Here is a 22,464-nt window from a genome sequence, read left to right as displayed (position 1 = left end):
CCCTGCCCCTCCCCGTCCGTGAAAGCGAGCGAGCCATGACTTCCACCGCCGTGACCGGCCCCCTCAGGGTCGGCATCGTGGGCGCCCACGCCTCGCGCGGCTGGGGGCGCGCGGTCCACCTGCCCGCGCTCTCCGCCCTGCCCGACTACACGATCACCGCCGTCGCCGGCACCAGCCAGGCGTCGGCCCGCGCCGCGGCCGACGTCTGGGGCGCCGCCCACGCCTTCGACGACCCGGCCGCGCTCATGGCCCACCCCGACGTCGACCTCGTCGTCGTCGCCGTCCAGCTGACCGCCCGGGACGGACTCGTGGACGCCGCCCTCGCGGCGGGCAAGCACGTCTACTGCGAATGGCCGCTCGCGCTCACCGCCGCCGCCGCGGAGGGCCTCCGGGACCGCGCGGACGCGGCCGGGGTGCGGCACGCGGTGGGCCTCCAGAGCCGCCACCACCCGGCGGTCCTGCGGCTGCGCGAACTGGTGGCGGAAGGACGGGTCGGCGACGTGCTCTCCGCCTCCCTCACCTACTCCCTGTCCTCCCCCGAGGTCTGGTCGCAGCGGTACGCGGCGCTCTTCGACGCGACCAAGGGCGTCAACCACCTCGCCGTCGTCGCCGGCCACTCCCTCGACATGTTCCGCTCCGCCGTCGGCGACTTCACCGAACTGTCGGCGACCCTGGCGACCCGCGTCACGCACGTCACCCTGGAGGAGACCGGCGAACGGATCGAGGTGACCTCGCCCGACCAGATCGTGATCGGCGGCCTCCTGGAGTCCGGCGCGGCCGCCTCCGCGCACTTCATGACCGGCGGCCCGGCCGGCGCCGGCTTCCGCGTCGAGGTGCACGGCAGGACCGGCCGCCTGGTGCTCACCGCCGCCGACGACTCCCTGGTCGGCCCCGAGCTCACCCTGTACGGCTCCGACGGCACCGGAACCCCGGCCCGCCTGCCGCTCCCCGCCCGCCGGGCGCTCCCGGACGCGCCGGTCGCCGTCGCCAACGTCGCCGAGGTCTACACGGACCTCGCCCGTGCCATCCGCGCCGGGCGGCCGGTCACCCCCGGCTTCGACACCGCCGCCGCCACCCACCGCCTCCTCGACGCCGTCCGCACGGCCGCGGAGACGGGCGTCCGGCAGTACCTGAGGCAGCCCGCCGCGTAGCCCCGCGAGCCCCGCCGCCGAGCCAGGCCCGCGTCCGGTAGGGGCCCGCCCCCGCGTCCGGCCCGCGTCCGGCCCGCGTCCGGCCCGGAAAAGGATGAGAGCCCCGGCGGAGGACCGTACTCCGCCGGGGCTCTCATCGGTTCGAGGGTCAGGCGAACCGCGCGATCGGGTTCACCAGGTCGCCGACGAGCTGGAGCGCCGCCGACGGGTCCGCCAGGTCCACCATCTGCCTGTTGTTGCGCAGCTGGAGGCGGTTGAGCGCGGAGAGGGCGAAGGTCTCCGCGAACATGTCGTACTGCGCGAAGCGGTCCGCCAGCTCCGGCTTGGAGTCCTGGTAGCCCTTCACGCACTCCGCGACCGTCCGCCAGAAGACGTCCTCGCCGACCGTGCCCTCCGCCGCCAGGGTCGCCCCCATGAAGCGCAGGAAGCAGTCGAAGACGTCGGTGAAGACCGAGAGGAGCTTCATGTCCTCCGGGACCTCGGCGCGGACCCGCTCCACCGCCGGCGGGAGGACCGCGTCCGGGTCCATCACGCAGATCTCCTCGGCGATGTCCTTGAAGATCGCCCGGTCGACCGCGCCCCGCTCGTCCAGGACCAGGATCACGTTCTCGCCGTGCGGCATGTAGACCAGGTCGTAGGCGTAGAAGCAGTGCAGCACCGGGAGCAGGTAGGCGTCCAGGTACGCGCGCAACCACGCCTCCGGCTCCAGGCCCGACCCCTTGATCAGCGCGCCCGCGAAGGACGCGCCCGCGTGGTCGACGTGGAGCAGCGAGGCCATCGTCGCGAGCCGCTCGCCCTCGGCCAGCCGCTCCACCGGGGACTCGCGCCAGAGCGCCGCCAGCATCTTGCGGTACGGCGAGTAGCGGTCCGTCGCGGCCTCGTACTCCAGGTGCCGGTAGCCGACCGCCGCCCGCTCGCGGATGATCGAGAAGCGGGCCGCCTTCAGCACGGAGTCCGCGTCGATCAGCTGCGCCAGCCAGTCGTTGATCGCCGGCGTGGCCTCCATGTACGCGGCCGAGAGGCCCCGCATGAAGCCCATGTTGAGGACCGACAGGGCGGTCTTCACGTAGTGCTTGGCCGGGTCGGCGGTGTTGAAGAAGGTGCGGATCGACTGCTGCGCCAGGTAGGCGTCCTCGCCCTCGCCCAGGTACACCAGGCGCTGCTGCGCCACCTCGGCGGCGAAGGTCACCGACAGCTTGTTCCACCACTGCCAGGGGTGGGCCGGCATGAGGAGGTAGTCGGCCAGGTCCAGGCCGCGCTCCGCGAGGATCCCGGCGAACCGGTCCACGGCCGCGTCACCGAGCTCGGCGCGGATGAAGGCGTCGTACTCGATGCCCGCGCCGGCGGTGAAGGCGGCCCGGTCGCGGCGGGCGGCCAGCCACACCAGGCGGATCGGGCTCGCCGCCTCGGGGGCGTAGGCGCGGAACTCGTCCACGCCGAAGCCGAGGCGGCCGTTGTTGGCGACGAAGCAGGGGTGACCCTCGGTCATCCCGGTCTCGATGGCCTGGAAGTCCGCGCGGGCCAGCTCGGCGGCGGGCACCTGCGGCTTGGTCGACTTGTAGGCGGTGCCGGCCAGGGTGGAGGAGATCTCCTCCAGGTAGACCGGCAGGATCTCGTCGCTCAGGCCCAGCGCGCCGCGCAGCTCGGTGACGAACTGGAGCGCGTCCAGCGGCAGCTGCTCGTCGCCCCGGTGCCGGCTGATCGACTCGGGGTAGACCTGCCAGTGGTCGAGGGCGAAGCGGTCCGCCGTGAAGCGGTACTCGGTGGCGCCGTCGTCGCTGAGCACCCGGTAGCGGGACTCGCCCAGCTCCTGCGGGTTGAGCAGCCGCTCGTGGGCGAACTCGGCGAGGCCCTTGCGGATCAGCGCGCGGTTGGCGGCGGCCCAGCGGTCGGGGGTGAGGTGCGCGACCGGGTCGGTGACGTCCAGGCGGCTCATATCGCGGCTCCCGTGGCGGCCTCGAACTGCGCGCGGGTGCAGAAGCTCAGCAGGGCTTCCTTCTCCGGCTTCCGGATCGCGCGCTCGGGCACGAAGCCGACGGCCTCGTTGAGCGCGTGGACGGCCGTGTTGCGGACGTCGGGCTCGACGACCACGCGGGCGGTCGCCGGGTCGGCGAACAGCTCCCGCATCACGGCGGTGATCACCGTGCGGGTGAAGCCGTGCACCGGGGTGTCGGTGGGCGCGACGAGGAAGTGCATGCCGACGTCGCCGGGCTGCGGCTCGTACAGGCCGACCAGCTCGACCTGGGAGGGGTCGTACCGCTCCATGAGGAAGGCGGGCCGCTCGTCCACGAGGCCGATGAAGGCGTCGTGGTGCGGGTGGGCGGCGATCTCCATGTAGGCGCGCTCCACGTCCTGGAGCTTCGCCTCCTGCATCATCCAGAAGGCGGCCTTGGGGTGCGTGACCCACGGGTGGATCAGTTCCGCGTCCTGGAGGGGATCGAGCGGGCGGATGCGGACGGTCATACGGCGAACTCCTGGAACGCGATGGTCTTCTCGACGGGGTAGTACTCGGACCCCAGCATCTCTCCGATGATGTAGGCGTTGCGATACGCCCCCATGCCCAGGTCCGGCGAGGTGATCGAGTGGGTGTGGACGCCGGCGTTCTGGAGGAAGACCTCGCGGCCCGTGGTGTCGACCGCGTAGTTGCGGGCGACGTCGAAGCGGCCCTGGCCGTCGAAGCGCAGCCGGTCCTTCAGCGGCTCCAGGAAGGCGGGGACGGCGTACTTGTAGCCGGTCGCGAGGATCAGGCCCTCGGTCTCGATCTCGTACTCCTTCTCCTGCTCCTCCTGGCGGAAGCCGAGGGTGTACGTGCCGCTCGTCTCGTCGTACGAGGCGGTGTGCAGCGCGGAGTTGGTGAGCAGGCGGGTGGGGACCGGGCCGGCGAAGTTCTTCTGGTAGAGCAGGTCGAAGATGCCGTCGATGAGGTCGCCGTTGATGCCCTTGAAGAGGCCCTTCTGCTGGGACTCCAGGCGGTAGCGGGTCTCCTCGGGGAGCGCGTGGAAGTAGTCCACGTACTCGGGGGAGGTCATCTCCAGGGTGAGCTTGGTGTACTCCAGCGGGAAGAAGCGCGGGGAGCGGGTCACCCAGTTCAGCTTGTAGCCGTGGACGTCGATCTCCGACAGGAGGTCGTAGTAGATCTCGGCGGCGGACTGGCCGCTGCCGACGATCGTGATCGACTTCTTGCGCTGGAGCGCTTCCTTGTTCGGCACGTACCGCGAGTTGTGGATCAGGTCGCCGCCGAGCTCCCGGCAGGAGTCGGGGAGGTACGGCGGGGTGCCGGTGCCGAGCACGATCCGGCGGGCCCGGAACGTCTCTCCGGCCTCGGTGGTGACGACGTACACCTGGGCGGCCTCGTCGTGGGCGACGGCGGAGACGGTGGTGGAGAAGCGGATCGAGGTGACCTTGTTCGCGGCCCACCGGCAGTAGTCGTCGTACTCGGCGCGCAGCGGGTAGAAGTTCTCGCGGATGTAGAACGAGTACAGCCGGCCCTTCTCCTTCAGGTAGTTCAGGAAGGAGTACGGCGAGGTCGGGTCGGCGAGCGTCACCAGGTCCGACATGAACGGCGTCTGGAGGTGTGCGCCCTCCAGGAACATGCCCGAGTGCCACTCGAAGTCCGGCTTGGACTCCAGGAAGAGGCCGTTCAGCTCCTCGATGGGCTCGGTCAGGCAGGCGAGTCCGAGGTTGAACGGACCGAGCCCGATCCCGATGAAGTCGTGGATCTCAGCGATCTCAGGCGTGGACAAGGTTCTCTCCCAGGTACTGCTCGGCGTGGCCGGCTATCAGATCGAGGACGGCGGCGATGTCGGCCACCGTGGTCTCGGGGTTGAGCAAGGTGAACTTGAGGTACTGGCGGCCGTCGACCTTGGTCCCGGCGACGACGGCCTCGCCCGAGGCGAAGAGGGCCTTGCGGGCGTAGAGGTTGGCCCGGTCGATCTCGGCGGGGGAGGTCACGGCCTCGGGGACGTAGCGGTAGACGAGGGTGGACAGCTGCGGCTCCACGACCACGTCGTAGCGCGGGTCGGCGGCGAGCAGGTCGTACCCGGCGCCGGCCAGGTCGCAGACCTCGTCGAAGAGCTCGCCGACGCCGTCCGCGCCCATCACCCGCAGGGTCATCCACAGCTTGAGGGCGTCGAAGCGACGGGTGGTCTGGAGGGACTTGTCCACCTGGTTCGGGATCTGCTCGGCCACCGTGCGGCGCGGGTTGAGGTAGTCCGCGTGGTAGGTGGCGTGGCGCAGGGCGGCCCGGTCGCGGACCAGCACGGCGGAGGAACTCACCGGCTGGAAGAAGGACTTGTGGTAGTCGACGGTGACCGAGTCGGCGCGCTCGATGCCGTCGAGGAGGTGGCGGCGCTTCAGGGAGGCGAGCAGCCCGCAGCCGTAGGCCGCGTCCACGTGCATCCAGGCGCCGTACTCCTCGGCGAGGGCGGCGATCTCGGGCAGCGGGTCGATGGAGCCGAAGTCGGTGGTGCCGGCGGTGGCGACGATCGCCATCGGGACGAGGCCCTCGGCGCGGCAGGTCTCCAGCTCGGCGGCGAGGACGACGGACTGCATCCGCTTGGTGCGGTCGACCGGGATCGAGATGACCGAATCGCGGCCGAGGCCGAGGAGGGTGGCCGACTTCTGGACGGAGAAGTGGCTGCACTCGGAGGAGAAGATCCGCAGCTTCGACAGGTCGGCGGTACCGGCCTCCTCGCGGGCGAGCAGCAGCGCCTGGAGGTTGGACTGGGTGCCGCCGCTGGTGAAGATGCCGTCGGCGGAGGGGCCGAGGCCGATGCGGGCGGCGGTCCAGTCGATGAGCTTGCGCTCGATCAGGGTGCCGCCGGCGGACTGGTCCCAGGTGTCCAGGGAGGAGTTGACCGCCGAGAGGACGGCCTCGCCGAGGACGGCGGGGATGACCACCGGGCAGTTGAGGTGGCCGAGGTAGCGCGGGTGGTGGAAGTACACCGCGTCGCGGAGGTAGACGTCCTCCAGCTCGTCGAGGGCGGCGGAGGCGTCACCGAGGGGGCGGTCGAGGTCCACCGCGTCGATCACGGGCGCCAGTTCGGCGGGCGTGACGCCGGTGAACGGGCCGCGCGTCGTGGCGAGTTTCCTCGCCACCCGCTCGACTCCTTCGGTGACGGAGCGTCGGTAGCTCTCCGCCGTCGTGTCGTTGAGCAGGTGCGAACGCATGTGGGGGGCCCTTCCGGGACGAGGGACGCGGGATACGCAACCGTGGATGCTTAAGTAAGGTTAGCCTAACCTAATTTTGCATGACAACGGCCCCCCGATCGGTGAAGATTGAGGGGCCGTGCGGCATATGGCCGAAGAGCGACGTCTACTTCTGGGTGTCGTCCCGCGCCGCGTCCTGCGTCGTCTCGTCCGGCACCTCGCGCAGGGCGTCCTCGGACAGCCCCTTGCGCCAGTAGCCCACGAACGTCACCCGGCGCCGGTCGAGCCCGCGCTCGCGCACGAAGTGCCGCCGCAGCGCCTTCACGGCACCGGACTCGCCCGCGATCCACACGTACGGCGACTCACCGGGCAGCTCCGCGGCCGCGATCGCCTCCGGACCGGAGGGCGCGCCCTCCTCCCGGACCAGCCAGGTGACGGTGGCGTCGGCCTCCGTCGTCAGCTCCATCCGGTCGCCGGAGTACGGCACTTCGAGGAAGACCCGCGCCCGGGTCTCGGCCGGCAGCCACTCCAGGATCCCGGAGGCGGCGGGCAGCGCCGTCTCGTCGGCCCAGATCAGCACCGAGTCGGCGCCCTCCGGCAGCCGGAAGCGGACACCGGTGTTGTCGGCGACCGCCGGACCGAGCACCACCACCCGGTCGCCGGGCTTCGCGTGCTGCGCCCAGCGGCAGGCGGGGCCGCCGTCCTCGTGGACGGCGAAGTCGATGTCGACGGCGTTCTCCCCGTGCTCCGCCTCCGTGCGCTGCGCCCGGACGGTGTACGAGCGCATCACGGCCCGGACGTCGTCGGGCATGGCCCGCCAGGCGCCGAGGATCGCGTACATGTCCGGGTCGTCCAGCGGCGGGAGGACCGGGGCCTCCTGGCCGGGGTGCGGCAGGAAGAGCGAGAGCGACTGGTCGCGGCCCCCGGCGGCGAAGCCCTTGAGGTCCTCGCCGGTGAAGGTGACGCGGACCAGCGACGGGCCGAGCCGCCGCGTCCGGTCGACCTGGAGGGAGAAGAACTGGAACGGGGCGGTCTCGGCGGTCGTCATCGGGTCAGGACACCTTCTTCGCGTTCTCCAGGGCGGTGGCGAGGTCCTCCAGGAGCGGGGCGCACTTGGCGTAGGAGTAGACCGGCTCGGTCACGCGCGGGAAGACCTGGCCGGCCTTGACGGCGGGCAGCGCGGCCCAGGTCGGCTTGGCCTTCAGCTGTTCCGGCTGGAGGGTGCCGGTGCGGTTGTCGAGCAGGATGACGTCGGCCTGGTAGGCGTCGACGTTCTCCCAGCTGAGGAGCTCGAACCAGCCGGACGGGTCCAGCTTCTTCGGGACGACGACGTTGAGGCCCAGCTCCTGGAAGAAGAGCGTGTCGGTCGGGCGGACCGGGGTGGAGACGTAGAAGGTGTCCGGGGCGCCGGACCCGATCAGGACCTTGATGTCCTTCTTGGTCTGCGCGACCTTGCGCAGGCGCTCGGCGGCCGCCTCGAAGCGGGCCTTGTCCTTCTTCACCTGCTCGCTGTTCACGTCGGCGCCGAGCGAGGCGGCCAGGTCGGCGTGGCGCTGGAGGACGGACGGCATCGACTTGCCGGCGGCCCACAGGGCGACGCTCGGGGCGATCTTCAGGATCTTGGCCTTCTGCTCCTCCGGCACGTACCAGAGGGCGTCCTTCTCCCACATGTCGGTGATGAGGACCTCGGGCTGGAGCTTGAGGTACTCCTCGATGTTGAACTCGCCCCAGACGTTGCCGATGACCTTCACCTTGGTGATGTCGAGGTCGCCGGCCTGGACGTCGGGCTTCTTCGCCTTGGTCTTCGGGTCCTCGACGTAGGTCGGGCCGAAGACGCCGGTGACCTCGACGCCGAAGTCCTTGAGGGCGGCGGCCGTGCCGGTGAAGGCGACGATGTTCTTCGGCGTCGCCTTGGTCTTCACGGTCTGGCCGCGGTCGTCCTTGAACTCCCAGGAGCCGGATTTGGCCGCAGCGGAGGAAGAGGCGCCGGAGTCCTTCTTCTTGTCGCTGTCGCCGCAGGCGGCGAGCACGGCGCCGAGCCCGAGGGCGCCGCCCGCGGCGAGGATGCCGCGGCGGGTGAGGGAGGTGGCTCGGGCGTTGCTGGGCATGGCGGGGTCGCTTTCGGTACGTGCCGGGGTCGGCCTGGGCAAGTCGAGGGTAGGTTAGCCTAACCTCATCGTGATCGACAGGGCCGGGAGCCCGAGTGCTGCGTCACATTGCGGTCACCGCGCGTGCGTGCGGGGGCGGCGGCCCGGCGCGACCGGGGCGACGCGACCGTGCCGGGACGGCGTCACGGTGCGGGGACCGACGCCGTGTCACGGCCGCACCGGGACGGGGCCGCACGTGCCGCGCCGGGGCGGGACCGACGCCGTGTCACGGCCCTGCCCGGACGGGGCCGCACGTGCCGGGACCGCGACGGAGCCCGCCGCCCCGGACGGGGGCGACGGGCTCGCGGGACGGGCGGGCGGACTCAGCCGCCGAGGCCCAACTCCCGGGCGATCAGCATCCGCTGGACCTCGCTGGTGCCCTCGCCGATCTCCAGGATCTTCGAGTCGCGCCACATGCGGGCCACCGGGTACTCGTTCATGAAGCCGTAGCCGCCGTGGACCTGGGTCGCCTCACGGGCGTTGTCGACGGCCACCGTGGAGGAGTACAGCTTCGCGATCGCCGCCTCCTTCTTGAAGGGCTCGCCGAGCACCAGCCGCGAGGCCGCGTCCCGCCAGCCGATGCGGGCCATGTGCGCCCGCGTCTCCATGTCGGCGATCTTGAACTGGATGGCCTGGTTGTCGGCGATCGGCCGGCCGAAGGCGTGACGTTCCTTCGCGTACTTCACGGACTCGTCGACACAGCCCTGGGCGAGGCCCGTCGCGAGCGCCGCGATGGCGACCCGGCCCTCGTCGAGGATCCGGAGGAACTGCGCGTAGCCGCGGCCCTCCTCGCCGAGCAGGTTCTCCACCGGCACGCGCACGTCGTCGAAGGAGAGCTCACGGGTGTCCGAGGCGTTCCAGCCGACCTTCGAGTAGGGCGCGGCGACCGTGAAGCCGGGGGTGCCGGACGGGACGATGATCGAGGAGATCAGCGGCCGGCCGTCGGGCTTGCGGCCGGTGACCGCGGTGACCGTCACCAGACCCGTGATGTCCGTGCCGGAGTTGGTGATGAAGCACTTCGAGCCGTTGATGACCCAGTGGTCGCCGTCCCGGACCGCGGTGGTCCGGGTGCCGCCCGCGTCCGAGCCCGCGCCCGGCTCGGTCAGGCCGAAGGCGCCGAGCATCTCGCCCGAGCACAGCTTCGGCAGCCAGGCGCGCTTCTGCTCCTCGGTGCCGAAGCGGAAGACCGGCATGGCGCCGAGCGAGACGCCCGCCTCCAGGGTGATGGCCACCGAGGAGTCGACCCGGGCCAGCTCCTCCAGGGCGATGCCGAGGGCGAGGTAGTCGCCGCCCATGCCGCCGTACTCCTCCGGGAACGGCAGGCCGAAGAGGCCCATGCGGCCCATCTCGGCGACGATCTCGTACGGGAACTCGTGCCGCTCGTAGTAGTCGCCGATCTTCGGCGCCACCACGTCGTGGGCGAACTGCTCGACGGTGCGGCGCAGTTCCTCGTGCTCGTCGGAGAGCCGGTGGTCGAGGGACATGATCAGGACTCCTTGTGGGAGAGCGCGCGGACGGTACGGGACGGGCTCGGCCGTCCCAGCTGTTCGGCCATCCACACGCTCGTGGCGGTGAGGGCGGCCAGGTCGACCCCGGTCTCGATGCCGAGGCCGTCGAGCATCCACACCAGGTCCTCGGTGGCGAGGTTGCCGGTGGCGGACTTGGCGTACGGGCAGCCGCCGAGGCCGCCCGCGGAGGCGTCCACGACGGTCACGCCGTGCCGCAGCGCGGCCAGCGTGTTGGAGAGCGCCTGCCCGTAGGTGTCGTGGAAGTGCACGGCGAGCCGGGAGACCGGCACGCCGGCCTCCGTCAGACCGGTCAGCAGCGCGCCGACGTGGCCCGGGGTGGCGACGCCGATGGTGTCGCCGAGGCTCAGCTCGTCGCAGCCCATGTCGGCGAGCGCCTTGGTGACGCGGACGACCTGCTCGACGGGGACGGGACCCTCCCAGGGGTCGCCGAAGCACATCGACAGATAGCCGCGGACCTTCAGGCCCGCCTCCATGGCCCGGACCACGACCGGCTCGAACATGGCGAGCGCCTCGTCGACGGTCCGGTTGAGGTTGGCCTGGGCGAAGGACTCGGTGGCCGAGGCGAAGACGGCGACCTCGCGGGCGCCGAGCGCGAGGGCCCGGTCGAGCCCCCGCTCGTTCGGCACCAGCACCGGCAGCCGCACGGGCAGGTTCCGCACCAGCGGGAACAGGGCCTCCGCGTCGGCCAGCTGGGGCACCCACCTGGGGTGCACGAAGCTGGTCGCCTCGACCGTGGACAGACCGGCGCCGGCCAGCCGGCGGATGAACTCCGCCTTCACCTCGGTCGGGACGGCCGTCTTCTCGTTCTGCAGCCCGTCCCGGGGGCCCACCTCGTGGATCCGGACCCGGGAGGGCAGCGACGGGTCGGGGACGGTCATCGGCAGGGTCATTCCGCCTCCTCCTCGCGGGGGGCGACCACGGCCAGGACCTGGTCCATGGCGACAGTCGTACCGGGCGTGACGTCCAGCTCGGTGACGGTGCCGGCGTGCGGGGCGGAGATGACGTGCTCCATCTTCATCGCCTCCACCACCAGCAGGCTCTGACCCGCCTCCACCTCGTCCCCGACCGCCACCTTCACCACGGTGACCGTGCCGGGCATCGGCGCGGCGAGCGTGTCCGCGCCGCCGTGCCGGGCCCCGGAGAGCGCGGCGGCGACCGGGTCGTGGTCCATGACGTGCCAGGAGTCGCCGTCCCGGCCCAGCCAGGCGCCGGCCCGGCGGAAGGCGTGGGTGACGCCGTCGACGGTGACGGTGACGCCGGTCCCGGTGACCCGGGCGGTCGCCGGGGCCTCCGCGGTGACGGGTTCGAGCCCCGGGACGCGGAACGGGAAGGCGAGGGGCCTGGGCCGGCCGCCGAGGCGCCAGCCGCTCGGCACGCCGAACGGGTCCGTCCAGCCGTCCCGCGGCTCCGGCGCCAGCTCCGCCCGGCGCACGGCGGCGGCCGCCGCGTACACCTCCTCCGGCACGCCCTCCGGGACCAGGCTCTCCGCGTCCCGCTCCACCAGGCCCGTGTCCATGGCCCCGGAGACCACGTCCGGGTGGGCGAGCAGCCGGCGCAGGAAGCCGGCGTTGGTGGGGACGCCGAGGGTCGTCAGCTCCGCGAGGGCCGCGCGGAGCTTCCGCAGCGCCGTCGGGCGGTCCGCCGCGTGGACGATGACCTTCGACAGCATCGGGTCGTAGAGGGACGAGACCTCGGAGCCCTCCAGGAGGCCGGAGTCGGTGCGGACGCCGTCGCCCGCCGGCTCGTGCAGCGCCAGGACCGTGCCGCCGGACGGCAGGAAGCCGCGCGCGGGGTCCTCGGCGCAGATCCGCGCCTCGACCGCCCAGCCGTCGAGCCGGACGTCCTCCTGGCCGAAGGAGAGCGGCTCGCCGGCCGCGACCCGGAGCTGCCACTCCACCAGGTCCAGGCCCGTGACGAGCTCCGTCACCGGGTGCTCGACCTGGAGGCGGGTGTTCATCTCCATGAAGTAGTACTGGGACGGGTCGCCGCCCGGCACGATGAACTCGACCGTGCCCGCGCCCACATAGCCGCAGGACCGGGCCGCCTCCACGGCCGCCGCGCCCATCGCCGCCCGGGTCGCCTCGTCGAGGAGGACGCTCGGCGCCTCCTCGATGATCTTCTGGTGGCGGCGCTGGAGCGAGCACTCGCGCTCGCCCAGGTGCACCACGTTCCCGTGCGTGTCCGCCAGGACCTGGATCTCGATGTGCCGGGGCCGGTCGATCCACCGCTCCACGAGGAGGGTGTCGTCGCCGAAGGAGGCCCGCGCCTCCCGGCGGGCCGCCGCGATCTCCTCCTCCAGGACCGCCAGGTCCCGCACCAGGCGCATGCCCTTGCCGCCGCCGCCCGCGCTGGGCTTCAGCAGGACGGGGGCGCCCAGTTCGCGGGCGGCCTCGGCGATCTCCGGGTCGGCGGCGCCGGGCACGACCGGCACGCCGGCCGCCTTCACGGTCTCCTTGGCCCGGATCTTGTCGCCCATCAGCGCGATCGCCTCGGCGGACGGGCCGATGAAGACGAGCCCGGCCTCGGCGCAGGCGCGGGCGAAGGCCGCGTTCTCCGCGAGGAAGCCGTAGCCGGGGTGGACGGCCTGCGCGCCGGTGCGGCGGGCCGCCTCCAGGAGGGCCGGGACGGAGAGGTACGACTCCGAGGCCGCCGCGGGCCCGATCCGTACCGCCGTGTCCGCCTCCCGTACGTGCCGGGCGTCGGCGTCCGCGTCGCTGTACACCGCGACCGAGCGGACGCCGAGCGCCCGCAGGGTGCGGATGACGCGGACCGCGATCTCGCCCCGGTTGGCGACGAGGACGGTGTCGAACATCTGCTGCATCGTCAGGGTCCTCACATCCGGAAGACGCCGAACTGGGGGTCACCCAGGGGCGCGTTGGCACAGGCGGTCAGCGCGAGACCCAGCACCTGGCGGGTCTCCAGGGGGTCGATCACGCCGTCGTCCCAGAGACGGGCGGTCGCGTAGTAGGCGCTGCCCTGCGTCTCGTACTGGTCGCGGATCGGCGCCTTGAACGCCTCTTCCTCGTCGGCGCTCCAGGCGTCCCCGAGCTGGTCGCGCTTGACCGTGGCGAGGACCGAGGCGGCCTGCTCGCCGCCCATGACGGAGATCTTGGCGTTCGGCCACATCCACAGGAAGCGGGGGGAGTAGGCCCGGCCGCACATCGAGTAGTTGCCCGCGCCGAAGGAGCCGCCGACGACGACCGTCAGCTTCGGCACGCGCGTGGTGGCGACCGCCGTGACCATCTTGGCGCCGTGCTTGGCGATGCCGCCGTGCTCGTACGCCTTGCCGACCATGAAGCCGGTGATGTTCTGGAGGAAGACGAGGGGGATCCCGCGCTGGTCGCACAGCTCGATGAAGTGCGCGCCCTTCTGGGCGGACTCGGCGAACAGGATGCCGTTGTTGGCGACGATCCCGACCGGGTGTCCGTGGATCCGGGCGAAGCCGGTGATCAGGGTCTGCCCGTACTCGGACTTGAACTCCTGGAACCGCGAGCCGTCCACGACCCGGGCGATCACCTCGCGCACGTCGTACGGGGTGCGGGAGTCGACCGGGACGGCGCCGTAGAGCCCGTACGGGTCGACCTTCGGCTCCTCGGCCGGTTCGACCTTCCACGGCAGCGGGCCCCGCTCGGGCAGGGTCGCCACGATGTTCCGCACGATCCGCAGCGCGTGGGCGTCGTCCTCCGCGAGGTGGTCGGTGACGCCGGAGACGCGCGAGTGGACCTCGCCGCCGCCCAGCTCCTCCGCCGTGACGACCTCGCCGGTCGCGGCCTTCACCAGCGGCGGGCCGCCGAGGAAGATCGTCCCCTGGTTCCGGACGATCACCGCCTCGTCGCTCATCGCCGGGACGTACGCGCCGCCGGCGGTGCAGGAGCCCATGACGGCCGCGATCTGCGGGATGCCGGCGCCGGACATCCGGGCCTGGTTGTAGAAGATGCGGCCGAAGTGCTCGCGGTCCGGGAAGACCTCGTCCTGCATCGGCAGGAACGCGCCGCCCGAGTCGACCAGGTAGAGGCAGGGGAGACGATTCTCCAGCGCCACCTCCTGCGCCCGCAGGTGCTTCTTCACCGTCATCGGGTAGTAGGTGCCGCCCTTGACGGTCGCGTCGTTGGCGACGATCACGCACTCGCGGCCGCTCACCCGCCCGATGCCCGCGATCACGCCGGCCGCCGGCGCCTGGTCGCCGTACATGCCGTTCGCCGCGAGCGGCGCCAGCTCCAGGAACGGCGAGCCCGGGTCCAGGAGGGTGTCCACCCGGTCGCGCGGCAGCAGCTTCCCGCGCGCGGTGTGGCGGGCCCGGGACTTCTCACCGCCCCCGAGCGCGGCCTCGGCCAGCTTGGCGCGCAGGGCCTCGGAGAGCTCCTGGTGTGCCGCCTCGTTGGCCCGCCAGGCCGCCGATGCGGGATCCGCCGCACTCGACAGCACAGGTGCCTGCTGCATCGACCGATCTCCCTTGTCCGGTTAATGAGCGTTAACGTACGCGTCCCAGGTTAACGAGCGCTAACCGGGTTGTCTAGAATCGAATCCATGACCACGAGCCCGACCCGGATGGACGCGCCGACCCGCCGCGAGCAGATCCTCAAGGAGGCCGCCCGGCTCTTCGCCGAGCGCGGGTTCCACGGCGTGGGCGTCGACGAGATAGGGGCCGCCGTCGGCATCAGCGGCCCCGGCCTCTACCGCCACTTCCCCGGCAAGGACGCGATGCTCGCGGAACTGCTGGTCGGCATCAGCGAGCGGCTGCTCGACGGCGGCCGGCTGCGCGCCGCCGCCTCGGACGGCGACCCGGAGGCGCTGCTCGCCTCCCTCATCGACGGCCACATCGACTTCGCCCTCGACGACCGGCCCCTCATCACCCTCCACGACCGCGAGCTCGACCGGCTCAAGGACGAGGACCGCAAGCGGGTCCGGCAGCTCCAGCGGCAGTACGTCGAGCTGTGGGTGGACGTCGTCCGCACCCTCCACCCGGCGGCGGGCGAGCCCGAGGCCAGGGCGGCGGTCCACGCGGTCTTCGGCCTCCTCAACTCCACCCCGCACCTGCGCACCCCGCTGGCCCGCACCGACCTCGAACTCCTCCTGAGGAACCTGGCCCACGGCGCGCTGCGCGCCCTGGACGCGCCGGCCCTCTGAGACACCGCCCCGGGCGCGGCGGGCGCGCGGCAGAATGAGGCCCATGCCGATACTCAGCCGTGACGCCCTTGTCGAGCACCTTCTCCGCAGCCGGATCGCGGGGGACGTGGCCACGCCCCGTGAGAACAACCTGGACCACTACCGGAAGCTCGCCAACGGCGACCGGCACTACTGGCTCGGTCTGGAGCTCGGCGACCGGTGGACGGACGAGCAGGACGTCCTCGCCGTGATGGCGGAGCGCTGCGGCGTCGTCGACGACCCCGCCCACCGCGCCGGCCAGGACACCATCGACCCCGAGCTGACCGTGGACGCCCTGGACCGGATGGCGGCCCGGCTGAAGCAGGCCGCCGCCGGACGCGAGCGGGTGCTCTTCGCGACCGGTCACCCGGGCGCGCTGATCGACGCCCACAGCCGGGTCGCCGCCGCGCTCCGGGCGCAGGGCTGCGACATCGTGCGGATCCCGGGCGGGCTGACCGCCGACGAGGGGTACGTCGTGCAGTTCGCGGACGTCGCCGTCTTCGAGCGGGGCGCCAGCCTCTGGCACACCCACTCGCCCGAGCCGATGAACGCGATCCTGGACGCCCTCGCCCTGCTCGGCGAGGCCGCGCCGGACCTCGTCGTCGCCGACCACGGCTGGGCCGGCCGCGCCGCCCAGCGCGGGATCGACTCCGTCGGTTACGCGGACTGCAACGACCCGGCGCTCTTCCTCGGCGAGGCGGAGGGGACGATGAAGGTGACCGTCCCCCTCGACGACCACGTCGTCGACCCGCGCTTCTACGAGCCGCTGACCGCGTACCTGCTCAACGCCGCGGGCCTCCTGGGCTAGGCCGTTCCCGGCCGGGCGCCGGGCGGGACCCTCCGGACAGCGCCTAGGGACCCGGCGTCGGGTCCAGGTAGACGCGGCGGACCGAGGGGAAGCGGGCCCGCAGCCGGGCCTCCGCCTGCTCGCAGGCCCGCTCGACCTCGGCCGCCGACACCGCGTCCCGGAAGTCGATCTTCGCGGCGATCAGCACCTCGCCGGGCCCCTGGATCAGGGTCACGAGGTCCAGCACGTCCACCACGTGCGGGACGCCGAGCAGTTCCTCCCGCACCTCCACCCGCATGGGGCGCGGCAGCGGGCGGCCGATGAGGAGCTGGGCGTTGGCGTGGCCCAGCGTCCAGGCCACGTACACGAGCAGACAGCCGATGAGGATCGAGGCGACGCCGTCCCAGACGCCGGAGCCGGTGATCTGGCCGCCGAGCAGGCCGCCCGCGGCGAGCATCAGGCCGGCGAGGGCGGCGGAGTCCTCCAGGACCACCGCCTTCACGGTGGTGTCCGGCGTCAGCCGCAGGTACTGGGCGAACGGCGCCCGCATCCGTTCCGCCTCGGCCTTCACCTGCCGGACGCCGGTCCGCAGGGAGAAGCCCTCCAGGACGAAGGAGACGGCGAGGACGATGTAGGAGACGAGCGGGTCGCCGAGCTCCTCGCCGTGGGTGAGGGTGTGGATGCCGTCGTAGATCGCGAAGACCGCGCCGCCGACGAAGGTGGCGACGGCGGCGAGCATCGCCCACACGTACCGCTCGCCCGCGTGCCCGACGGGATGGTCCTCGTCGGCGGGCTTCTCGCTCCGCTTCAGCGCGGTGAGCAGCATGGCCTCGGTGACCGTGTCGGCGACCGAGTGGGCGGCCTCCGACAGCATCGCGCTCGATCCGCTGATGACGCCGGCGACGGCCTTGGCGACCGCGATCCCGAGGTTCGCGCCCGCCGCCACGATCACCGTGAAGGTGCTCTCGCCGTTGTCGGACCTGACATCCTCATCCGTCATGGCATCGGACGGTACGTCCGGTCAGCGGCGCGGGACGCGAACGACACCCTCCTGGATGACGGAGATCGCCAGGCGCCCGTCCCGGGTCCAGATCTTGGCCTGGCCGAGGCCGCGCCCGCCGGAGGAGGACGGCGACTCCTGGTCGTAGAGGAGCCACTCGTCGGCCCGGAAGGGCCGGTGGAACCACATGGCGTGGTCGAGGGAGGCGCCGACCACGTCGCCGACGGCCCAGCCGCCCCGTCCGTGGGCGAGCAGCACCGAGTCGAGCAGCGTCATGTCGGAGACGTACGTGGCGAGGACGACGTGGAGCAGGGGGTCGTCGGCCAGCTTGCCGTGGGTGCGGAACCAGACCTGCGAGCGCGGCTCGCGCGGCTCCCCGACGGAGCCCCAGGGCGGGGTCTCGGCGTAGCGCAGGTCGACGGCGGCGCGGGCCTCGACGAGCCGGCGGGCCACGGCCTCCGGCAGGTGAAGGGGGAGCATCTCCTCGGCGGTCGGGAGCGACTCCGGGTCGGGCGCGGCCGGCATCGCGTCCTGGTGGTCGAGCCCCTCCTCGTGCGCCTGGAAGGAGGCGGAGAGGTGGAAGATCGGCTGCCCGTGCTGGATCGCGACGACCCGGCGGGTGGTGAAGGAGCGGCCGTCGCGGATCCGGTCGACCTCGTAGACGATCGGCGCGCCCGGGTCGCCCGGCACGAGGAAGTACGCGTGCAGGGAGTGGGCGAGCCGATCGGCGGGGACGGTCCGGCCCGCCGCCACCATCGCCTGGGCGGCCACCTGGCCGCCGAAGACGCGGGGGACGATCGCGGACCGGGACTGTCCCCGGAAGATGTCCTGCTCGATCCGCTCCAGGTCGAGCAGAGCGAGCAGGTCATCCAGTGCGGAAGGCGCTTCGGGCACTTACAGGCCCATGCTCTTCGCGATGATCGACTTCATGATCTCGCTGGTGCCGCCGTAGATGCGGTTGACGCGGTTGTCGGCGTACAGGCGGGCGATCGGGTACTCGTTCATGTAGCCGTAGCCGCCGTGCAGCTGGAGGCAGCGGTCGATGACGCGGTGGGCGACCTCGGTGCAGAAGAGCTTGGCGCTCGCGGCCTCGGCCGGCGTCAGCTCGCCCGCGTCCAGGGCCTCCAGGGCGCGGTCGGCGACGGCCTCGGCGGCGTCCACCTCGGCCTGGCAGGCGGCCAGCTCGAACTTGGTGTTCTGGAAGTGGGCGACCGGCTTGCCGAAGACGGTGCGCTCCTGCACGTACTGCTGGGCGAAGCGGACCGCGGCCTTGGCCTGGGCGTAGGCGCCGAAGGCGATGCCCCAGCGCTCGGAGGCGAGGTTGTGGCCGAGGTAGTAGAAGCCCTTGCCCTCCTCGCCGAGCAGGTCCTCGACGGGGACCTTGACGTCGACGAAGGCCAGCTCGGCGGTGTCGGAGGTCTTCAGGCCGAGCTTGTCGAGCTTGCGGCCGATGGAGTAGCCCTCGGACTTGGTGTCGACGGCGAAGAGCGAGATGCCGAAGCGGCGGTCGTCCTCGGACGGCGCGGAGGTGCGGGCGCAGACGATCACGCGGTCGGCGTGGACGCCGCCGGTGATGAAGGTCTTGGCGCCGTTGAGGACGTAGTGGGTGCCGTCCTCGGAGAGCTTGGCGGTGGTCTTCATGCCCGCGACGTCGGAGCCGGTGCCCGGCTCGGTCATCGCGAGGGCCCACATCTCCTCGCCGGAGACGAACTTCGGCAGGTAGCGCTTCTTCTGGTCGCCGGTGGCGAGCATCTTGATGTACGGCAGGGCGAGCAGCACGTGCACGCCGGAGCCGCCGAACTGCACGCCGGCGCGGGAGGTCTCCTCGTAGAGGACGGCCTCGAACTTGTGGGTGTCGAGACCGGCGCCGCCGAACTCCTCCGGCACGTTGATGCCGAAGATGCCCAGCTCGCCGAGCTTGTAGTAGAAGTCGCGCGGCGCCTGGCCGGCGGCGAACCACTCGTCGTAGACGGGGACGACCTCGGCCTCGATGAAGGCCCGGATGGTCTCCCGGAACGCCTCGTGGTCCTCGTCGAATACGGTACGGCGCACGGTGCGACTCCTCCGGGTGTGCGGGCCAGTTGTCTAAGCGCTTGCTCAGGCTGTCGTCTCCGAAGTTACCCAGCGGTCACCCACCCTGTCCAGACTCCTCGCCTGTGATCCAGGCCCTCCCCACCGAGTCGTACCCGTACACGGGCCGCCCCCGCACCCCGCTCGTCCGGAAGGGCGCCCCCGCCTCGTCCCCGATCCGCACCGTGCCCCGCCGTCCCTCCGAGCTCCACTCCAGTTCCAGGTACCAGCGGCAGTCGCACCCCGCCGTCCGCGCCGAGACCAGCAGCTCCTCCGGATCGGCGGCGGTGACCGCGTACGGGAAGGAGACCGCCGGAAGCGTCCGGCCCTCCTCCCCGGAGGCGTCGTACCCGTCCAGCGCCCGCGCCACCGGCCTCGGCCGGTCCAGGTCCACCTCGAAGCGGCGCGGCGTCACCGCCCCGCCGCACCCGTCGTCCATCCGGTACCCCGCCCACGGCAGCGGCGTCCCCCGCTCCACCACCCGCACGTGCAGCCCCTGGAGCACCACCGCCGCCGCGCCCTTCCCCTGCACCGACACCCGCACCAGCGTCTCCCCGCCGTGCACGGCCCCCTGCGCCGTCGCCCAGCGCCGCGCGTCGGCCGCCTCGGGCGGGGGAGGGGGCGTCCGCTCCGCGAGGTAGGTGTGCCCGCACCCGTTCGCCCAGAGGTGCGAGGCGACGGTCCAGGTCAGCGGCGGAGGCGCCGGTGCCTCCCGCTCCCGCGCCCTCCCGGGAAGGAGTACGGCTCCGAGCGTCACCGCCCCGATGACCGCCAGCGCCCCGCCGACCAGGCCCACCCGCCCCCACCGGCGGCGCCGTCGCGCGGACGGGAGGCCCGGCACGCGCGCGTGCACGCGGTCCGGTCCGGGCTCCGGCTTCGGGTCGGGGACGGTCCTGGTCCCGGCCTCGGGCTCGGGCTCCGGGTCGGGGACGGTCCCGGTCTCGGGCGCCGGCTCCGGCGCAGGGCTCGGGGCGGGCCCGGGAACCGGCGCCGGAGGGCGGCGGACGCCGTCCGCGCGGGTCCAGGCCGCCTCCAGGGCCCGCCGCTCCTCCTCGTCCGCCCCGCACAGCAGGGCGAGGCGGTCGACCACGGCGAACTCCTCCGGCACGGTCGCGCCGGAGCAGTAGCGGTGGAGGGTGGACGCGCTGACGTTCAGGCGCCGGCCCAGCGCCTCGAAACTCCGCCCGTCCCGCGCCTTCAGTCCGCGCACGAGCCGCGCGAACTCCTCGACGGCGGCGTCCTTCGGCATTCCGTCCCCCTCGCCCCTGCGTCCCACGCTTCACGTCCTTGCACGTCAGCGGGGGTGGAATGGTTCCGGGACGGGTGGTGGGCGCGTCACCGTTGCCGGAGGCGGGCCCGGGCCCGACGCTGGTGGGAGCACTGACCGAACGACCCGACGGGGGATCCACCACCATGAACAAGCTCCGTACCGCACTCGCCGCCACCGCCGCCGCCGCCCTGGGCCTCGCGGCCCTCGCCGCCGGCCCGGCGCAGGCGGCCGCCCAGCCCGCCTTCCTCGCGGCCTCCCAGATGCCGCCGTCGTCGACGCCGTGGACCGCCACCCAGATCTTCAGCGGCGTCCCGGAGAACGGCGGCGTCCTCTGCGCCCCGTACAAGATCCCGGCGCAGAACACCCGCTACCGCGAGTTCACCACCGAGCTCGACACCAACGGCGTCCAGGTCACCACCGTCGCCCGCACCGAGGCCGACGCCGTGAAGCTGGTCGACACCCTCCGCAAGTCCCTCGCCGGCTGCGGCCCCCTGCTGGAGCGGCAGAACCCGGGCCTGAAGGCCGTCAGCGCCTTCCACGGCAAGCTCGCCGTCGAGGAGGGCGCCTGGGTCTACAGCCTGGACACCGCCGACCCGCAGGTCGGCAACACCGACATCCACCTCTTCTCCGTCGGCCGCGACGGCCGCACCGTCACCCTCGTCCGCTGGGGCCAGATGGGCGACCTCAAGGACGCCCCGCTGACCGCCTTCAAGACGACGACGAAGACCGCCGTCAACAAGCTGTACTGACCCCGCCCTCACCGGAGCGCGAACCACAGCTCCATCCGCACGTCCGCGTCGTCCAGGTCGCGGTCGAGGAGGACCGCGCAGCGGGCGATCCGCTGCCGGACCGTGTTGCGGTGGACGCCCAGCGCGGCGGCCGTGCGGTCCCAGCTGCCGTGCAGGGACAGCCAGGCGCGGAGCGTCTCCCGCTGCGGCTCGCTGAGGGGGGCGAGCAGCTCGCGGGCGTGCGCGGCGGCCTCGGCCGGGTCCACCAGACCCGCCAGGCCGTTCGCGCGGTGCCGCACCAGGGGCGCCCGGCTCGCCTCCGCCCGGCGCAGCGCCCGCCCGGCCTGGGCGTCCGCCGCCGGCAGGCCGTCGGGGGCGGCGGGGGCGCTCACGCCGAGCGTCCAGCCCGGCTGCGCGGTCGCCACCGCCCCCGGCGCCAGCAGGAGCCGTACCGTCTCGCCCGCCTCCACCAGGTCCGTGCCCAGCGCCGCCGCCAGCGTCGCCGCCGCGAACGGGGTGCCGTCGCCGCCCCGCGCGTGCACCACCGTCCACGGGCCGGGGGAGAGGGACGCCGCCGCCTCCGCCACCGGGGCGCCGAGCAGCAGCCTCGTCAGCGCCGCGTCCCGCACCGACACGTCGGCGGCCCGGTGCGGGGCCGTGAGCAGCGACAGCAGCACCACCGCCACGCCCGCCACCGTGTAGTCGCCCGGGTCGCGCCGCTCCGTCGCCACCCCGAGCGTGAGCCCGTCGCCGCCGCCGAGCGCGTACGCCGCGAGCTTCAGCCCGCCGCCCTCCCCGCTCGCCGACGCCGGACCGCCCGGCCGGGGTCCGACCACCCCCGCGAGCTCCGCCAGCGCCCGCTCCGCCTCCGCCCCCGGGTTCCGGCCGGCCGCCGCCGACTCCGTGCCGTCCGCGCCGAACAGCACCGCCCGGCCGCCCAGCCGGGAGGCCAGCGCCCCCAGCACCGCCGGGACCGGCGCCGGACGGGCCGCGGCCGTCGCCAGCGACTGCTGCGCCTCCGTCACCCGCCGCAGCTCGTGCAGCCGCGCCTCCGCCATCAGCCGCCACAGCGCCCGCGCCACCGCCGTGAACGGCGTCCTGGGCGGCACCTCGATCAGCGGCAGACCGTGCCGGACGCACGCCTCGACCAGCTCCTCCGGCACCGTGTCGTACACGGGCGTCACCCCGAAGCCGAGCGCCGCCGCCCCCGCCTCCACCACCCGCTCCACGTACCGCGCCGGGTCCGTCAGCTGCACGCCCGCCGTCATGAGCAGCTCGCCGCCGAGCAGGTACGGATAGGGGTCGGCCATCTCCGAGGTGTGCACCCAGTGCAGCGCCACGTCGCCGGGCCCGGCGAGCAGCCGCAGCCCCAGCTCCCGGCGGGCGAGCAGCGCGGCGAGCGGCACCGGCGGCGCCGGGGGAGTGGCGAGCGGCTGCGACAGCGTCACGGCATGGTCCCTTCGTACATCTCCGGCCCCTTCAGTGGAGG

General features: G+C 72.9%; 19 protein-coding genes. 4 read left to right on the top strand and 15 right to left on the bottom strand.

Annotated elements, in window-relative coordinates; all coding sequences use genetic code 11:
* The first annotated feature begins 35 nt into the window (after positions 1–35).
* Positions 36–1,151 (top strand): Gfo/Idh/MocA family protein, encoded by a 1,116-nt coding sequence (locus ACFVU3_RS19100; RefSeq protein ID WP_390067523.1) that lies wholly within the window; start codon positions 36–38, stop codon positions 1,149–1,151.
* Positions 1,152–1,299: 148 nt separating this feature from the next.
* Here the strand turns inward: ACFVU3_RS19100 and ACFVU3_RS19095 are convergent, their stop codons facing one another.
* The 10 genes from ACFVU3_RS19095 to ACFVU3_RS19050 form a co-directional block, all read right to left on the bottom strand.
* Entirely contained in the window at positions 1,300–3,087 is a 1,788-nt protein-coding gene (locus ACFVU3_RS19095) for an IucA/IucC family protein (RefSeq protein ID WP_390067522.1), read from the bottom strand.
* The gene (locus ACFVU3_RS19090) at positions 3,084–3,614 is read right to left on the bottom strand and encodes a GNAT family N-acetyltransferase (RefSeq protein WP_390067520.1); all 531 of its coding nucleotides are present in this window, start codon (positions 3,612–3,614) and stop codon (positions 3,084–3,086) included. The genes ACFVU3_RS19095 and ACFVU3_RS19090 overlap by 4 nt, the downstream gene beginning before the upstream one ends.
* Entirely contained in the window at positions 3,611–4,894 is a 1,284-nt protein-coding gene (locus tag ACFVU3_RS19085) for a lysine N(6)-hydroxylase/L-ornithine N(5)-oxygenase family protein (protein ID WP_390067519.1), read from the bottom strand. The genes ACFVU3_RS19090 and ACFVU3_RS19085 overlap by 4 nt, the downstream gene beginning before the upstream one ends.
* Entirely contained in the window at positions 4,881–6,320 is a 1,440-nt protein-coding gene (locus ACFVU3_RS19080) for a pyridoxal phosphate-dependent decarboxylase family protein (RefSeq protein WP_390067518.1), read from the bottom strand. The genes ACFVU3_RS19085 and ACFVU3_RS19080 overlap by 14 nt, the downstream gene beginning before the upstream one ends.
* Before the next feature lie 145 nt (positions 6,321–6,465).
* Entirely contained in the window at positions 6,466–7,347 is an 882-nt protein-coding gene (locus ACFVU3_RS19075; RefSeq protein ID WP_390067517.1) for a siderophore-interacting protein, read from the bottom strand.
* Between the two features lie 4 nt (positions 7,348–7,351).
* Positions 7,352–8,407, bottom strand: a complete 1,056-nt coding sequence (locus ACFVU3_RS19070; protein WP_390067515.1) for an ABC transporter substrate-binding protein — start codon at positions 8,405–8,407, stop codon at positions 7,352–7,354.
* A gap of 362 nt (positions 8,408–8,769) precedes the next feature.
* A complete protein-coding gene (locus ACFVU3_RS19065) occupies positions 8,770–9,930 on the bottom strand; it encodes an acyl-CoA dehydrogenase family protein (protein ID WP_390067513.1) in 1,161 nt (386 codons plus the stop codon).
* A gap of 2 nt (positions 9,931–9,932) precedes the next feature.
* Complete coding sequence (locus ACFVU3_RS19060; protein ID WP_390067511.1) at positions 9,933–10,865, bottom strand: hydroxymethylglutaryl-CoA lyase; 933 nt, start codon at positions 10,863–10,865, stop codon at positions 9,933–9,935.
* On the bottom strand, positions 10,862–12,787 hold the full coding sequence (locus tag ACFVU3_RS19055) for an acetyl/propionyl/methylcrotonyl-CoA carboxylase subunit alpha (protein ID WP_390067598.1): 1,926 nt from the start codon (positions 12,785–12,787) through the stop codon (positions 10,862–10,864). The genes ACFVU3_RS19060 and ACFVU3_RS19055 overlap by 4 nt, the downstream gene beginning before the upstream one ends.
* 20 nt (positions 12,788–12,807) lie before the next feature.
* Entirely contained in the window at positions 12,808–14,415 is a 1,608-nt protein-coding gene (locus ACFVU3_RS19050; RefSeq protein WP_390067509.1) for a carboxyl transferase domain-containing protein, read from the bottom strand.
* Positions 14,416–14,502: 87 nt separating this feature from the next.
* Here ACFVU3_RS19050 and ACFVU3_RS19045 point away from each other — a divergent pair, with 87 nt between their 5' ends.
* Both ACFVU3_RS19045 and ACFVU3_RS19040 read left to right on the top strand, forming a co-directional pair.
* The gene (locus tag ACFVU3_RS19045; RefSeq protein WP_390067507.1) at positions 14,503–15,102 is read left to right on the top strand and encodes a TetR/AcrR family transcriptional regulator; all 600 of its coding nucleotides are present in this window, start codon (positions 14,503–14,505) and stop codon (positions 15,100–15,102) included.
* Positions 15,103–15,145: 43 nt separating this feature from the next.
* Positions 15,146–15,928, top strand: a complete 783-nt coding sequence (locus tag ACFVU3_RS19040; RefSeq protein ID WP_390067506.1) for a phosphatase — start codon at positions 15,146–15,148, stop codon at positions 15,926–15,928.
* A gap of 43 nt (positions 15,929–15,971) precedes the next feature.
* On the opposite strand, the gene ACFVU3_RS19035 is transcribed toward ACFVU3_RS19040, so the two are convergent.
* The 4 genes from ACFVU3_RS19035 to ACFVU3_RS19020 all read right to left on the bottom strand — a co-directional run bounded on the left by ACFVU3_RS19035 (position 15,972) and on the right by ACFVU3_RS19020 (position 20,226).
* Positions 15,972–16,907 (bottom strand): cation diffusion facilitator family transporter, encoded by a 936-nt coding sequence (locus ACFVU3_RS19035; protein WP_390067504.1) that lies wholly within the window; start codon positions 16,905–16,907, stop codon positions 15,972–15,974.
* A gap of 21 nt (positions 16,908–16,928) precedes the next feature.
* The gene (locus tag ACFVU3_RS19030; RefSeq protein ID WP_390067502.1) at positions 16,929–17,801 is read right to left on the bottom strand and encodes an acyl-CoA thioesterase; all 873 of its coding nucleotides are present in this window, start codon (positions 17,799–17,801) and stop codon (positions 16,929–16,931) included.
* The gene (locus ACFVU3_RS19025) at positions 17,802–18,959 is read right to left on the bottom strand and encodes an acyl-CoA dehydrogenase family protein (protein ID WP_390067500.1); all 1,158 of its coding nucleotides are present in this window, start codon (positions 18,957–18,959) and stop codon (positions 17,802–17,804) included.
* A 76-nt stretch (positions 18,960–19,035) separates the two neighbouring features.
* Positions 19,036–20,226, bottom strand: coding sequence for a helix-turn-helix domain-containing protein (locus ACFVU3_RS19020; RefSeq protein WP_390067498.1), 1,191 nt, complete (start codon positions 20,224–20,226; stop codon positions 19,036–19,038).
* 164 nt (positions 20,227–20,390) lie between these two features.
* On the opposite strand from ACFVU3_RS19020, the gene ACFVU3_RS19015 reads away from it, so the two are divergent.
* Positions 20,391–20,996: a hypothetical protein gene (locus tag ACFVU3_RS19015; RefSeq protein WP_390067497.1), complete on the top strand. Its 606-nt coding sequence runs from the start codon at positions 20,391–20,393 to the stop codon at positions 20,994–20,996.
* An 8-nt stretch (positions 20,997–21,004) separates the two neighbouring features.
* On the opposite strand, the gene ACFVU3_RS19010 is transcribed toward ACFVU3_RS19015, so the two are convergent.
* Positions 21,005–22,417 carry a PucR family transcriptional regulator ligand-binding domain-containing protein gene (locus tag ACFVU3_RS19010; RefSeq protein WP_390067596.1) on the bottom strand — a complete coding sequence of 471 codons (1,413 nt, stop codon included), beginning with the start codon at positions 22,415–22,417 and terminating at the stop codon, positions 21,005–21,007.
* Between the last annotated feature and the right edge of the window lie 47 nt (positions 22,418–22,464).

The sequence above is a fragment of the Streptomyces sp. NPDC058052 genome (assembly GCF_042885515.1).
Lineage (GTDB): Bacteria > Actinomycetota > Actinomycetes > Streptomycetales > Streptomycetaceae > Streptomyces.
Note: the sequence above shows the minus strand (reverse complement) of the source record. Positions and strands in the feature narration are given on the sequence as shown.